Source organism: Bradyrhizobium sp. USDA 327, assembly GCF_041262065.1.
Classification (GTDB): Bacteria; Pseudomonadota; Alphaproteobacteria; order Rhizobiales; family Xanthobacteraceae; genus Bradyrhizobium; species Bradyrhizobium liaoningense.
The window spans coordinates 4,369,854-4,384,283 of record NZ_JBGCCW010000001.1 but is presented as its reverse complement, the minus strand read 5'-3'; the positions used below and the strand labels follow the sequence as shown (position 1 = coordinate 4,384,283).

12 protein-coding genes and 1 pseudogene are annotated in these 14,430 nt (G+C 64.2%); 11 read left to right on the top strand and 2 right to left on the bottom strand.

Annotated elements, in window-relative coordinates:
* Positions 1-40 precede the first annotated feature (40 nt).
* The 9 genes from ABIA42_RS20590 (at position 41) to ABIA42_RS20550 (ending at position 11,342) form a co-directional block, all read left to right on the top strand.
* Positions 41-1,192: a DegT/DnrJ/EryC1/StrS aminotransferase family protein gene (locus ABIA42_RS20590; protein ID WP_035718037.1), complete on the top strand. Its 1,152-nt coding sequence runs from the start codon at positions 41-43 to the stop codon at positions 1,190-1,192.
* 85 nt (positions 1,193-1,277) lie between these two features.
* A complete protein-coding gene (locus ABIA42_RS20585; protein ID WP_370113545.1) occupies positions 1,278-2,291 on the top strand; it encodes an IS5 family transposase in 1,014 nt (337 codons plus the stop codon).
* Between the two features lie 299 nt (positions 2,292-2,590).
* Complete coding sequence (gene murJ / locus ABIA42_RS20580) at positions 2,591-4,117, top strand: murein biosynthesis integral membrane protein MurJ (RefSeq protein ID WP_370121838.1); 1,527 nt, start codon at positions 2,591-2,593, stop codon at positions 4,115-4,117.
* Between the two features lie 359 nt (positions 4,118-4,476).
* Positions 4,477-4,752 carry a DUF1127 domain-containing protein gene (locus ABIA42_RS20575; RefSeq protein ID WP_370121841.1) on the top strand — a complete coding sequence of 92 codons (276 nt, stop codon included), beginning with the start codon at positions 4,477-4,479 and terminating at the stop codon, positions 4,750-4,752.
* A 52-nt stretch (positions 4,753-4,804) separates the two neighbouring features.
* Positions 4,805-5,176, top strand: coding sequence for an N-acetyltransferase family protein (locus ABIA42_RS20570; RefSeq protein ID WP_370121843.1), 372 nt, complete (start codon positions 4,805-4,807; stop codon positions 5,174-5,176).
* A gap of 48 nt (positions 5,177-5,224) precedes the next feature.
* On the top strand, positions 5,225-6,451 hold the full coding sequence (locus tag ABIA42_RS20565) for an IS256 family transposase (RefSeq protein ID WP_370112649.1): 1,227 nt from the start codon (positions 5,225-5,227) through the stop codon (positions 6,449-6,451).
* 408 nt (positions 6,452-6,859) lie between these two features.
* Positions 6,860-9,169, top strand: coding sequence for a xanthine dehydrogenase family protein molybdopterin-binding subunit (locus ABIA42_RS20560; protein WP_370121846.1), 2,310 nt, complete (start codon positions 6,860-6,862; stop codon positions 9,167-9,169).
* A gap of 160 nt (positions 9,170-9,329) precedes the next feature.
* The gene (locus ABIA42_RS20555) at positions 9,330-9,776 is read left to right on the top strand and encodes a cytochrome c (RefSeq protein ID WP_271533249.1); all 447 of its coding nucleotides are present in this window, start codon (positions 9,330-9,332) and stop codon (positions 9,774-9,776) included.
* Positions 9,777-10,058: 282 nt separating this feature from the next.
* Complete coding sequence (locus tag ABIA42_RS20550) at positions 10,059-11,342, top strand: cystathionine gamma-synthase family protein (RefSeq protein ID WP_370121849.1); 1,284 nt, start codon at positions 10,059-10,061, stop codon at positions 11,340-11,342.
* A 73-nt stretch (positions 11,343-11,415) separates the two neighbouring features.
* On the opposite strand, the gene ABIA42_RS20545 is transcribed toward ABIA42_RS20550, so the two are convergent.
* A complete protein-coding gene (locus ABIA42_RS20545; RefSeq protein WP_028182282.1) occupies positions 11,416-11,832 on the bottom strand; it encodes a CHRD domain-containing protein in 417 nt (138 codons plus the stop codon).
* A gap of 155 nt (positions 11,833-11,987) precedes the next feature.
* Here ABIA42_RS20545 and ABIA42_RS20540 point away from each other — a divergent pair.
* Positions 11,988-12,915: pseudogene (locus tag ABIA42_RS20540) on the top strand (c-type cytochrome).
* Positions 12,916-13,016: 101 nt separating this feature from the next.
* Here the strand turns inward: ABIA42_RS20540 and ABIA42_RS20535 are convergent.
* Complete coding sequence (locus ABIA42_RS20535; protein ID WP_018642903.1) at positions 13,017-13,262, bottom strand: Lrp/AsnC family transcriptional regulator; 246 nt, start codon at positions 13,260-13,262, stop codon at positions 13,017-13,019.
* A 127-nt stretch (positions 13,263-13,389) separates the two neighbouring features.
* Here ABIA42_RS20535 and thiD point away from each other — a divergent pair, with 127 nt between their 5' ends.
* On the top strand, positions 13,390-14,190 hold the full coding sequence (thiD, locus tag ABIA42_RS20530; RefSeq protein ID WP_370121856.1) for a bifunctional hydroxymethylpyrimidine kinase/phosphomethylpyrimidine kinase: 801 nt from the start codon (positions 13,390-13,392) through the stop codon (positions 14,188-14,190).
* Positions 14,191-14,430: the final 240 nt, after the last annotated feature.

The window sequence follows — 14,430 nt, the reverse complement described above, 5'->3', positions numbered from 1 at the left end:
GTCGACCGCTCAAACGTCACAAGGCGCCAAGAACCAGACTATGAACCAGCATCTGCGTTCCGATCCCATTCCCTTCATCGACGTCGGCGCGCAGCGGCGCCGGCTCGGGGCCTCGCTCGATGCAGCCGTCAAGCGCGTGCTCGACCATTGCCAGTTCGTCAACGGACCCGAGGTCTTCGAGCTCGAGAAGCAGCTCGCGGCCTATTGCGGCGCCAAGCACGTGATCGGCTGCGCCAGCGGCACCGACGCGATCCTGATGGTGATGATGGCGAAGAATGTCGGGCCCGGCGATGCCGTGCTGTGTCCATCCTTCACCTTCATCGCGACCGCCTCGCCGGTGGCGCGGACCGGCGCGACGCCTGTTTATGTCGACGTGGACGAGGCGACCTTCAACATGAGCCCGGAGTCGCTGAAGCGCGGCATCGCGACCGCCCGCAAGGCCGGCCTCAAGCCCGTCGCGGTGATTCCGGTCGACCTGTTCGGCCAGCCGGCCGATCACGATTCCATCGCCGAGATCGCCAAGGCCGAGGGCCTGTTTGTGCTCGACGACGCCGCGCAGGCGTTTGGCGCGAGCTACAAGGGCCGCAAGCTCGGCACGCTCGCGCATGCCACGGCGACCAGCTTCTTCCCGGCAAAACCGCTCGGCTGCTTCGGCGACGGCGGCGCGATCTTCACCGATGACGACGAGCTCGCGGCCACGCTGCGCAGCATCCGCGTGCACGGGCAGGGCATGGACAAATACGACAATGTCCGTCTCGGCCTGACCGGCCGGATCGACACCATGCAGGCCGCGGTCCTGATCGAGAAGCTGAAGATCTTTGACGACGAGATCGCCGCCCGCAACAAGGTCGCGGAGCGCTATGAGCGCGGTCTGTCCAATGTGGTCACCGTGCCGCGCCTCAGCCCCGGCAATACTTCGGTCTGGGCGCAGTACACCATCCGTCTGCCCGAGGGTACCGACCGCGACGGCTTTGCCGCCGCGCTGAAGGCCCAGGGCGTGCCGACCGCGATCTACTACGGCAAGTCGATGCATCAGCAGACCGCCTACAAGCATTATCCGGTCGCGGAAGGCGGGCTGCCGGGTTGCGAGAGCCTGTCGCAGGACGTCATCAGCCTGCCGATGCACGCCTATGTGACCGAAGCCGACCAGGAGCGAATCATCGCCGCCGTCCGCGGCGCGCTCGCGGGGTGATTTTGCTTCACCTCTCCCGCTTGCGAGAGCTTTGCATAAAGCACGAATCTGCAATTCTCTCGGCTTGATTGGTAGGGGGCTGGGGATGGCATATCGGCAGGTTGGACAACCGAGCTTCGCGGACGCGCTGGTGTCGCGGCGAGGGAAAGGCAATCGGGTGCTGAGGCGGGTTGGCGAACTGGTCGATTGGGCGGCAGTGGCGCGCGTGCTGGGCGGTCTGCCGGAACCGGAGCGGGGCGCGCCGGCCTATCCGCGGCTGGTGATGTTCAAGGCGCTGCTGCTGCAGCAATGGTACGGGCTGTCCGATCCTGAGCTTGAAGAGGCGCTGGATGATCGCGCCTCGTTCCGCGATTTCTGCGGCTTTGTGCTGGGCGACGAGACCCCCGACCACGCAACGATCTGGCGCTTCCGCGACGCTTTGCAGCGGGCCGGCCTGGACGAGACGCTGTTCGGTGAGATCCTGCGCCAGATCGAGGCGCATGGGCTGGTGCTGCGGCGGGGCACACTGATCGATGCGAGCCTGATCCCGGCGGCGGTGAAGCCGCCAAAGCCGCCAGAGGACCCGCAGCCGCCCGGCCCGGACGGCCGGGCGCCGAGCAAACTGGTCAACAGCAAGCGCGATCCGGATGCGCGCTGGACCAAGAAGGGCGGCAAACGATACTTCGGCTACAAGGCGCATGTCGGCATCGACAAGGGCTCGGCCATCATCCGCCGCAACAAGCTGACCGATGCTGCGGTCAACGACACGGTGCCCGCCGACGAGTTGATCTGTGGTGATGAGAAGGCGGTCTACGCCGACCAGGCCTATGACAAGCACGAGCGCCGCAGCGGCCTCCGTGCGCGAGGCATCAAGCCGCGGCTGATGTTTCGGCCCAACAAGCATCATCCGTTGACCGAGCGGCAGAAGCGCTTCAACGACGCTGTGGGAAAGCGCCGCGCACCGGTCGAGCAGGTCTTCGCGCGCCTCAAGGGCAGCTACCGCTGGGCGCGCGCCCGCTATCTCGGCTTGGCGCGCAACCAGACGCGTCTGCGCCTGATCTGCCTCGCCATGAATCTCAAACGATGGGCAGTGCTGTCTCCTGCGGGAGCTGCGGCATGACCGCCGCCGCCCAACGCCATCGGTTGGCCGCGAAAACCCAACCATTCAACGCCCGCGCGCCGTCCGACCCCGCGCAAAAAAAGCCCGACATCGGGAACCAGTCCCTTACATCCAATTATGCAAAGCTCTCGCTTGCGGGAGAGGTCGCGCCGAAGGCGCGGGTGAGGGCTCTCTCCTCTGGGGGAGTCTTCGTTGCTGAGACACCCTCTCCCCAACCCTCCCCCGCAAGCGGGGGAGGGAGCACACCTCCGTCACGGTTTGCACCTAGACCTGATCGCGCCATGCTCTAAAACAGGCGCATGCTCGGACGCATCTTCACGGTTGGTGGCTACACGCTGCTCTCGCGGGTGACGGGATTTGCCCGCGACATCATGCTCGCGGCGATCCTCGGCGCCGGCCCTGTCGCCGATGCCTTTTTCGTGGCGCTGCGGCTGCCCAATCATTTCCGCGCGATCTTCGCTGAGGGCGCCTTCAACGCGGCCTGGGTGCCGGCCTATGCCCATGTCCATGGCGAGAAGGGGGAGGCGGCGGCAAGCCTGTTCGCCGACCGCATCTTCACGCTGCTCCTGGCCTCGCAGGTGGTGCTGCTGATCGTCGCCTGGCTGTTCATGCCGCAGGCCATGAGCATCCTCGCACCGGGCTTCGGTGACGACGCCGAGCAGCGCAAGCTCGCGATCGAGCTGACCCGGATCACCTTTCCCTATCTGCTCCTGATCACGCTGGTGACGCTCTACGGCGGCATGCTCAACGTGATGCAGCGCTTTGCCAGCGCGGCGGCGGCCTCGATCTTCCTCAATGTCGCGATGATGATGACGCTGGCGCTCGCCGCCTGGTTTCCGACCGCGGGCCATGCTGCCGCCTGGGGCGTGCTCATCTCCGGCTTCCTGCAATATTTCCTGCTCGCGGGCGATCTCGCCCGCCATGGCGGCCTGCCGCGTTTCGCACCGCTGAAGCTCGACGAAGACGTCCGCGGCTTCTTCAAGGCGCTTGGACCGGCGACGCTGGGCTCGATGGGCACGCAGGTCGCGCTGTTCGCCGACACCATCATCGCGACCTTTCTCCCCGCGGGGGCGCTGTCGGCGCTCTATTATGCCGACCGTCTCAACCAGCTGCCGATCGGGGTCATCGGCATCGCCATCGGCACGGTGCTGTTGCCGGAGATGTCGCGGCGGATTACCGCCAACGACCATGACGGCGCGATGAGGGCGCAGCGTCGCGCCTTCGATTTCACGCTGCTGTTCTCGATACCGTTCGTGGCGGCCTTCCTCACCGTGCCCGACGAGATCATGCGTGCGCTGTTCGCCCGCGGCGCCTTCTCGAAGGCCGATGCCGTCGCCGCCGGCGGCACGCTCGCGGCCTATGCCATCGGCCTTATTCCTTTCGTGCTGATCCGCAGTGCGGTCGCGACCTTCTATGCGCGCAAGGATACGGCGACGCCGGTTCGCGCCTCGCTGACCGGCATCGCCGTCAACGTCGCACTGAAGGTCGCCCTGATGGGATCGCTCGCCCAGATTGGCCTCGCGCTCGCAACCGCCGTCGGCGTCTGGACCAACCTCCTGCTCGTGCTGTTCTTCGCGGTGCGGCGAGGCTTTCTCGTGCTGGACCGCGCCTGGCTCGTGTCGCTCGCCAAGTTCCTCGTGACCGGACTGATCCTCGCCGCCGCGTTCTGGCTGATCGCGCATTTCGGCGGTGCGTATCTTGGCTCGATGCGCTTCCACGATGAGTTGACTCTGGTCCTGCTCGCCGTCGGCGGCACCATCGTCTACGCGCTCGCGATCCTCATCCTGTTCGGCCGTAATTGGTTGGTCTCCCTGGTGCGCGGCTAAAGCATGATCCGGAAAAGTGCGTAGCGGTTTTCCGAAAAGATCATGCTTAAACAACAACCTAAAGCGCGATGACGATTCATCCTGTCGCATCGCGCTTTAGGCGCGCAGGGCGCTCGCTTCCAGGGTGCAACCGACATTCGCACATCTCTTGATTTTGTGCGATTGCCGTGGTATGAGCGACGCATGATCAAATCGTCGCGCACCCTCAACCGCAACCACATCACCCGCTTCGGCTGGGCGGTGGGAGGAGTCGTGCGCTAGGATTTCGACGACGACATCTTTTCACCAGGCCCCGCCGGCATCGGACGGGGCCTTTTCTTTGGCCACGTTCCCTGCCGGCTCAACAGCAGGAGCATCCGATGCCACCCCAACAGACGACCACCACAGTCGCGACGGAGCGCGATGTCGCGAGACGTCGCCTCGACCTCTCCATCGTCTTGAGCGTGCTCAGGCAATACTGGCGGGCGTTTCAGGAGCGGCGGCCGCACTCACGGGTCAGCTTGCACGACCTGAGCGACAGGGAGCTGGTGGACATCGGCCTGACGCGTGGCGAGATCGACTGCATCGCGCCTGAACGTGCGCTCGAGAGGTTGAGAGACAATGCGAGGGCTCTGTGGGGCCGTGGTGGGATGTGAGAAGGCCAGCAATCCCTGCCGACCTTCGCTGCGACAAGGAGAGGAGGCGATCATGACATCGCATGCGGCGCGTGCCCAGGCAGACGTGGAAATCCGACGATTGACTGTCGATGATTTCGATCTCTTCCGCGAGATTCGCGCGGAGGCGCTTCGGACGCACCCTCAGACGTTTGGTTCTGCTGAAGAGGACGAGGGCGGAGAGGCGATGCTGGCGGCTTATCGCCATTGGCTGAGTGGAGCGATCCTCGGCGCCTTTGTGCGCGGAAATCTGATCGGAGTGGCGGGCTTCTACGTGTCGCCAGCTCGTCGATCGCAGCACAGGGGTCACATCTTCACGGTTTACGTGAGGGAAAATGGCCGAGGCAAAGGATTCGGAGATCGACTCATCAAGGAGCTTCTTGCCCATGCCGGAGGGTGTCAGTAACTCGGTGTAAGATGGTTTCTGTGAGTTTACCTTTGACAGGAGACTCACATGGCTACGGATTTTTCACCTGAGATTTTGGACCAGCTTCTTGCCGGGGGCAGCCTCAAGCCAGAAGACTTAGCCGGCGAAGACGGGCTTTTCAGACGACTGAAGAAGGCGCTTCTGGAGCGCGCACTGGGTGCGGAGCTGACCCACCACCTTGGCTATGAGAAGGGCGACCCGGCGGGCCGCGGGTCGGGCAACAGCCGCAACGGCACAAGCAGCAAAGCGCTGTTGACGGACGACGGCGAGATCGAGATCGAGGTGCCGCGCGACCGCGCCGGCACGTTCGAACCGGTGATCGTCGCGAAGGGCCAGACCCGCTTCGACGGCTTCGACGAGAAGATCATCAGTCTCTACGGGCGGGGCATGACGGTACGGGAGATCCAGGGCCATCTGGCCGAGCTCTACGGCACCGAGGTGTCCTCCGATCTGATCAGCAAGGTCACCGACGCGATTCTCGACGAGGTCCGCGAATGGCAGAGCCGGCCGCTGGAAGCGATCTATCCGGTGGTCTTCTTCGACGCGCTCAGGGTCAAGATTCGCGATGAGGGGATGGTCAAGAACAAGGCAGTCTACGTCGTGCTGGGCATCACTGCATCGGGCGAGAAAGACGTGCTCGGGCTTTGGATCGAGCAAACCGAAGGCGCCAAATTCTGGCTCAAGGTCATGAACGATCTGAGGAACCGCGGCGTCGCCGACATCCTGATCGCCGTCGTCGACGGTCTGAAGGGCTTTCCCGAGGCGATCAACAGCGTCTTTCCCAAGGCGATGGTCCAGACCTGCATCGTGCATTTGATCCGCAACAGCCTATCCTTCGTGTCCTGGAAGGATCGCAAGGCGATCCTTCCCTCGATCAAGGCGATCTATCATGCCGAGAATGCCGACGCCGCTCTGCTCAGGCTCGAGGACTTCGAAGCCGAGTGGGGCAAGCGCTATCCCGCGATCGGGGCGGCCTGGCGCCGGGCGTGGGAGCACGTCATTCCGTTCTTCGCCTTCGCGCCGGAGATACGCAAAATGATCTATACCACCAACGCGGTCGAGGCGCTGAACCGTTCGCTGCGCAAGATCATCAAAACACGCGGCAGCTTCCCCAACGACGAGGCGGCGATGAAGCTGCTTTACCTCGCCATCAGAAATGCCGGCATCCATTGGCGACGACCGGTTGCATGGACGGCCGCAATGGGCCAGTTTGCCATCCAGTTCGGCGAGCGCTTTGCAGGCTCAGCGGACTGACCCCATGGGGTCAGTCCGCTGACCCCGCAAACCCCTCACAGAGACGCTCTTACACAAAACTTCTGACACTCCCCCATGCCGAGGCACGCGTCGAGCAGGTACACCTTGAGGTCCTGCTCGAAGCAACCGCTGCAATCAGGACCTACAAGCGCAACGGGTTCGAGGTCTACGGCACGGATCCCTGTGCCGTCCGCATAGGTGATGTCACGTATGATAAATATCTTATGGTCAGGAAATTCAGCCATTGACACGGGTTTGGCGCGGCTGAGCGTCATGGTTGCCCGAGAGCCGCCGAGGGCGGCTTCGAATCATCGGCCTTGACGGGCGCGCCCGCCTAAACCCGTTTGCCTTGCCAGTTTTTCCACGGCAATATGGTCCGCAAAACCACCATGAGAACGGGAAAACAAAATGGCGGCTCCCATCAAGTTCGGCGTTGGCCAAAGCGTGCTGCGCAAGGAGGATGACGCGTTCATCCGCGGCAAGGGCCGCTATACCGACGATTACGCGCCGCAGGCCGCACTTCGCTGCTTGATGCTGCGCTCGCCGCATGCGCATGCCAAATACACCATAGATGCAAGCCGCGCCCGCGGGCTCCCCGGTGTCGCGCTGATCCTGACCGCCGAGGACGTTGCGGATCTCGGCAATCTGCCGTGCCTGTTCAACCTCGAGACCGATCCGTTCACCGGCCCGCCTTACCCGATCCTCGCCAAGGACGAGGTCCGGCATGTCGGCGATGCCATCGCCTTCGTCATCGCCGAGACCATCGACCAGGCCCGTGACGCCATCGAGGCGATCGAGGTCAAATGGAGCCCGCTGCCGGCGGTGACCGGTGTCGTCAACGCCGTGAAGAAGGGCGCAGCCCAGGTCTGGCCGGACAAGCCCGGCAACGTGCTGTTCGACGTCTCGATCGGCGACAAGGCTGCGACGGAAGCCGCCTTCGCCAAGGCGCATGCGGTGGCCGAAATCTCGATCGTCAATCCGCGCGTGGTTGCGAGCTTCATGGAGACGCGCGCGGCCGTCTGCGAATACGATGCCAAGCGCGATCACCTGACGCTCACCATCGGCAGCCAGGGCAGCCATCGGCTACGCGACATCCTGTGCCAGAACGTGCTCAAGATCCCGACCGACAAGATGCGGGTGATTTGCCCCGATGTCGGCGGCGGCTTCGGCACGAAGCTGTTCCCGTACCGCGAATACGCCCTGATGGCGGTCGCGGCCAAGAAACTGAAGAAGACGGTGAAATGGGCGGCCGACCGCACCGAGCATTTCATGGGCGACGCGCAGGGTCGCGACAACGTCACCACCGCGAAGATGGCGCTGGCCGAGGACGGCAAGTTCCTGGCGATGGATTGCGACCTGATGGGCGACATGGGCGCATATCTGTCCACCTTCGGGCCCTACATCCCGCATGGCGGCGCCGGCATGCTGCCGGGCCTCTATGACATCCAGGCGTTCCACTGCCGGGTGCGCACCATCTTCACCAACAGCGTTCCGGTCGACGCCTATCGCGGCGCGGGCCGGCCTGAGGCGGCCTATGTCATCGAACGCCTGGTCGATGCCTGCGCGCGAAAGCTCGACATGACGCCGGACGCGATCCGCCGCAAGAACTTCATCCAGCCGAAGGCGCTGCCGTACAAGACCGCGACCGGCAAGGTCTATGATTCCGGTGACTTCGCCGCGCATCTGAAGCGCGCGATGGAGATCGCCGAGTGGAAGGAGTTTCCCAAGCGCGCGAAACTCGCCAAGAAGCATGGCCTGATCCGCGGCATCGGCCTTGCGAGCTATGTCGAGGTGTGCGGCACCATGGGCGAGGAGACCGCCAATGTGCGGCTCGATCCCAATGGCGACGTCACTGTCCTGATCGGCACGCAATCGAGCGGGCAGGGGCACCAGACAGCCTATGCGCAGATCGTCGCCGAGCAGTTCGGCGTCGCGCCCGAGCGCGTCCACATCCACCAGGGCGACACCGACGAGATCGCAACGGGCCTCGGCACCGGCGGCTCGGCCTCGATCCCCTCGGGCGGCGTCAGCGTCGAGCGCGCCACGCGCGAGCTCGGCCAGAAGCTGAAGGAGATCGCGGCGCAGGCGCTGGAGGCCAGCGCGGGCGACCTCGAGATCTCCGAGGGCGTGGTGCGCATCGCCGGCACCGACCGCTCGATCTCGTTCGCCGATCTCGCCAAGCGGCCGGGCGTCGATCCATCGAAGCTGAAAGGCAGCGCGACCTTTGCCAGCGCCGACGGCACCTATCCGAACGGCACCCATGTCGCGGAGGTCGAGATCGATCCGGCCACAGGCATCATCAAGATCGTCAACTACGTGATCGTCGACGATTTCGGCAAGACGCTCAATCCGCTGCTGCTGGCGGGACAGGTGCATGGCGGCGCCATGCAGGGTATCGGCCAGGCGCTGATGGAGCAGGTGGTGTATGGCGCCACCGACGGCCAGCTGATTACCGCGACCTTCATGGACTATGCGCTGCCGCGCGCGGCGGATGGGCCGGCCTTCGTGTTCGAGACCAACAACATCCCCTGCAAGACCAATCCGATGGGGGTGAAGGGGGCGGGCGAGGCCGGCGCGATCGGCTCCTGCCCGGCGATCGTCAACGCCATCGTCGATGCGCTCTGGCGCGAATACAAGATCGACCACATCGACATGCCGGCAACGCCGGAGCGGGTGTGGATCGCAATCAACGAGCACCATCGCCGCCACAGCCTGTGATACCAAGCAAACGCGGAGCGCGTTTGCAGGGAAATCATCCTCAACAATCATCCGGAGCGTGACGATCTGTCGTCGCGCTCTGGATGGAATGAAACCTGCCAAACGGTGTTGGCCCATTGAGGGGTCGGCACGATCATGCATCGGGAGAAGGATTTTGCGAATGAAGCGAGTGTTGGTTGTCGGGGGCGCGCTGCTGCTCGGCATGGGTGCGGTTTGGGCGCAGCAGGATTCCGTGAAGGAGGTCCAGACCCTGATGAAGGGCAACGGCAAGAACGCCGGCGCGATGTCGGCGATGGTCAAGGGCGACAAGCCCTACGACCAGGCCACGGTGAACAGTGCGCTGGCGCAGTTCGAGGATACCGCCAAGAAGCTGCCGAACCTGTTTCCGGCCAGCGCCAAGGGCGTGAAGCTCGACGGCGACTACAGCCCCTCGCCGAAGGTCTGGGAGGACAAGGCCGGCTTCGATGCGAAGATCGCGAGCTTCGCCAAGGTCGTCGGCGAAGCCAAGGCCAAGATCAAGGATCTCGACTCGCTCAAGGCGAACATGTCTGCGATCGGCAAGGAATGCGGCGGCTGCCACGAGACTTATCGCGTGAAGAACGGCTGAGGCGGGGCCCGTCGCCCGGATGAGCGAAGCGATATCCGGGAGTCCAGCGAGCTGATCGTCTGTCCCGATGTCGCTTCGCTCATCCGGGCTACTGGAATCGAAGGGCGGTTGCGAAGGCAATCGCCCTTTTTCTGTCCGCAAGGTCTGACGGGCCGCTGTCGGAGTGGCTATCTTTGCGCCCAACGGCCGCGGCGTTCGTGCGAGTCGGCGCATCTCTTTCCCGACTGCTTCATGACATCAGGAGTTTCAACCGCGGCACCTGAATCAACAGCGAGACAGGCCATGGCAAAACCGTTCCCGTCCAAGACCCACATCGGCAACCACATGCTGCATCCGGAAACCTTGATGCTGACCTATGGCTATGATCCGCAACTGTCCGAAGGCGCCATCAAGCCGCCGGTGTTCCTGACTTCCACCTTCGTGTTCAAGACGGCCGAGGACGGGCAGGACTTCTTCGACTACGTCGCCGGCCGGCGCGAGCCGCCGGAAGGCATGGGCGCGGGCCTCGTCTATTCGCGCTTCAATCATCCCAACAGCGAAATCGTCGAGGACAGGCTCGCGATCTACGAGCGCACGGAGAGTTGTGCGCTGTTCTCATCCGGCATGGCGGCCATCTCAACCACGATCCTGGCCTTCGTTCGCCCCGGCGACGTCATCCTTCACTCCCAGCCGCTCTATGGCGGGACGGAAACCCTGCTGACGAACACGCTCGCGCGCCTGTCGATCGGCGCCGTCGGCTTTGCCGACGGCATCGACGAGACGGCAGTCAAGCAGGCGTCGGAGGAGGCCATGGGCAAGGGGCGGGTTTCGATGATCCTGATCGAGACGCCGGCCAATCCGACCAACGGCCTGGTCGACATCGCGATGATCCGCCGTGTTGCCGACGCGATCGGAAAGGCGCAGGGACACACACCGGTCATCGCCTGCGACAATACGCTGCTCGGACCGGTGTTTCAGCGGCCGATCGAGCATGGTGCGGACCTCTCGCTGTATTCGCTGACCAAATATGTCGGCGGTCATTCCGACCTGATCGCGGGCGCCGCGCTCGGCTCGAAGGCGATCATGAAAGGCATCAAGGCCTTGCGCGGCGCCATCGGGACCCAGCTCGATCCGCATTCCTGCTGGATGATCAACCGCTCGCTCGAGACGCTGAGCCTGCGGATGGAGAAGGCCAACGACAATGCGCGCCTCGTGGCGGACTTCCTGCGCGATCATCCGAAGGTCGCCAAGGTCCATTACCTCGGTCATCACGAGGAGGGCTCGCCGGCCGGGCGCGCGTTTGCGAGGCAGTGTCTCGGTGCCGGGTCCACCTTCTCCTTCGACATCGAAGGCGGCAAGGAGGCGGCGGTGAAGTTCCTCAACGCGCTGCAGATCCTCAAGCTGGCGGTGAGCCTTGGCGGAACGGAATCGCTTGCGAGCCTGCCCGCAACCATGACCCATTCCGGCGTCCCCGCCGACATCCGCCGCAAAATCGGCGTCCTCGATTCCACGATCCGGCTGTCGATCGGCATCGAGAACCCGTCGGACCTGATCGCCGACCTCGCGCAGGCGCTGAACGCGGCTTGAGCGCCCCTCGGATCGAAGAGGCCGGACGCCCCCTCCAGCGCCCGGCCTTCGCGCAACGAAGCAGCCTCGAGGCTTACTTCGTCACCTGGCCGCGGATCTCGCCGCCCGGATTGGCTGCGGTGTGGATGTTGATGTAGTATTTGCCGCCGAGCAGATCGGCGGCCTGCGCGTCGGTGAGGGTCGCTTCGCCCTTGACCGGGCTCGAGGCCGCGTTCGGGATCGGGACAGCAACGCCTGCGTTCTTGCCGGCCTCGGCGGGCCCGTGGAAATGCGCGGCTGTGGCAGGGCCGGAGAGGCCGGAATAGGTGACGGTCCAGGACAGTTTCTTGCTGGCGGCATCGTAGTTCAGATCGGCCGTTCCCGTGGCGCTGCTGGTCGTCGCCGGCACCTCGGCCTTGCCGTCCAGCGTCGCTTTCAGCTTTTCGGCGTTCGCGGACCCCGCAAAGGCAACGGCACCGAGCGCGAACACGGCAATGACGGACTTGTTCATGACATTCTCCCTGTTGAACCCGACGGGGCTGCCAAACTTCCAACAGCCGGCATTTCAGTTTATTCCCGTCTCCGGCCAGGGCGGGCTAAATTCTTCGTGGTTGGAGCCGCGACAACATCGGTCATAAGTTCGCCGCAACGAGTGAATGGGTCCGCATGTTGCAACGAACAATTCTGGTGGTGCTGCTCGCTGCGGTCTCTGCTGTTGGCGCCTATTGGTGGATCAGCGCGCCGGTGGTGGCGTCCGCGGGCAAGGCACCGGCCCATGTGCCCGATCTCGCCAATGGCGAGGTGATGTTCAACGCCGGCGGCTGCGCGTCCTGCCATGCCGTTCCCAATCAGCCCGATCGTCTCAGGCTTGGTGGCGGCGTCGCGATCAAGTCGCCGTTCGGAACGTTCTACGCACCGAACATCTCGCCCGATCCGAACGACGGCATCGGCAAATGGACGGACGCCGATTTCGTCAACGCGGTGATGCGCGGGGTCTCGCCATCGGGCCAGCACTATTTTCCGGCCTTTCCCTACACCTCCTACCAACACGCGAGGCGCGAGGATGTGCTCGATCTCTTTGCCTATCTGAAAACGCTGCCGGCGGTTGCAGGCAAGGTGCGTGATCACGAGGTGAGCTTTCCCTTCGACATCCGGCGCAACATCGGCATCTGGAAGTTCCTGTTCATGGACGGCAAGCCCTTCGTCGCCGACGGCAGCAAAGTCGCCGCAGTGGAATCGCGGTGCCTATCTCGTCAACAGTTTCGGCCATTGCGCCGAGTGCCACAGCCCGCGCAATGCGCTCGGCGGCATCATCTCCGGCGAGCGCTTTGCCGGAGGGCCCAATCCGGAAGGCGAGGGATGGGTTCCGAACATCACCCAGAAGCGCCTTGGCGAGTGGAGCGCGAAGGATCTCGCCTATTTCCTCAAGACCGGTGAATTGCCTGATGGCGACAGTGTCGGCGGCGCGATGACGCGCGTGATCAAGAACACCTCGCAATTGCCGGACGAGGATCTGGCGGCGATGGCGGAGTACCTCAAATCGCTGCCGCCGGTGGACGGGCCGACGCCGCCGAAACGCAAGCAGGGGAGCTAGTACAACTCAATCGGATGGCGGAGGTTCACCTCTCCCCAGCGGGGAGAGGTGACATCCTCGGCTTGCATCGATGCAACCAACCCAACTTTAGTGTTGCAGGTCTAGCCGGTACCGAACGCCTTGAAGGTGATGATGGTGAGGGTGTCCTGGATGCCCGGCAGCACCTGCACCTTCTCGTTCACGAAATGGCCGATGTCGGTGTCCTTGTCGACGTAGAACTTCACCAGGAGGTCGTATTGGCCGGCCGTGGAGTAGATCTCGGAGGCGATCTCGGCTTCGGCAAGCGCATTGGCCACCGTGTAGGACTGGCCGAGCTTGCATTTGATCTGGACGAAGAAGGGAACCATCGCGGGCACTCCGAAGCGTATTCTTCCGGCTAATAGGCCAAAACCAGCCGGATTTAGCAAGCGAACTTGCTGGGTTCGGCGCGAGCTTGCTAAGACGGGTCATGGCTCGAAATCGCGGAAAATCGTCATGACGACCCCGGTCGCACTCACCATCGCCGGCTCCGATTCGAGCGGCGGCGCTGGCATCCAGGCGGACCTGAAGACCTTTGCCGCGCTCGGCGTCTACGGCGCCTCCGTGATCACGGCGCTGACGGCGCAGAACACGCGCGGCGTCACCGGCATCCATGCGGTGCCGGCCGAGTTCGTCACCGGACAGATCGACGCGGTGTTCTCCGATCTCGAAGTCGGCGCGGTGAAGATCGGCATGGTGGCCCAGGTCGCCAGCATCGATGCCATCGCGGCCGCGCTGTCGCGCTGGGCGCCCCGGCACGTCGTGCTCGATCCCGTCATGGTCGCGACCTCCGGCGACCGCCTGCTGGCTGCGGAAGCCGTCGACGCCCTGCGCACCAGGCTGATTCCACTGGCCGCCGTGATCACGCCCAACCTGCCGGAGGCCGCGGCTCTGCTCGACGAGCCGGTCGCGGCAAGCGAGGCCGAGATCGAGAGCCAGGGGCGCCGCCTGCTGGCGCTCGGCTGCCGCGCCGTCCTGGTCAAGGGCGGGCATGGCGAAGGCGCCGAGAGCATCGACTATCTGGTCGATGCGGACAGCACGATCACGCTCGCCGCGCCGCGCATCGCCACCCGCAACACCCATGGCACCGGCTGCTCGCTGTCCTCGGCGATCGCGGCGGGGTTGGCCAAGGGCGAGAACCTGGAAAACGCCGTGCGCAATGCCAAGGCCTGGATCAGCGCGGCGATCGCCGCCGCCGACCGCTTCAGCGTCGGCCACGGCCATGGGCCGATCCATCATTTCCACAGGTTCTACTGACTCGGGGCTCGTTCACCTCTCCCGCTTGCTTGCGGGAGAGGTCGGCGCGAAGCGACGGGTGAGGGCTTTCTCCTCTTGAGGAATCCCACCGGTGAAACACCCTCTCCCCAACCCTCCCCCGCACGCGGGGGAGGGAGCGCACCTACTTCCGGAGGGACAAGGCGATCTGCCTTTGCGCCTCCTGCGGCGCCATGTCGCCTGATTGTCGCATGCGACTGATATTCGCGGGGAGGGCGAGGC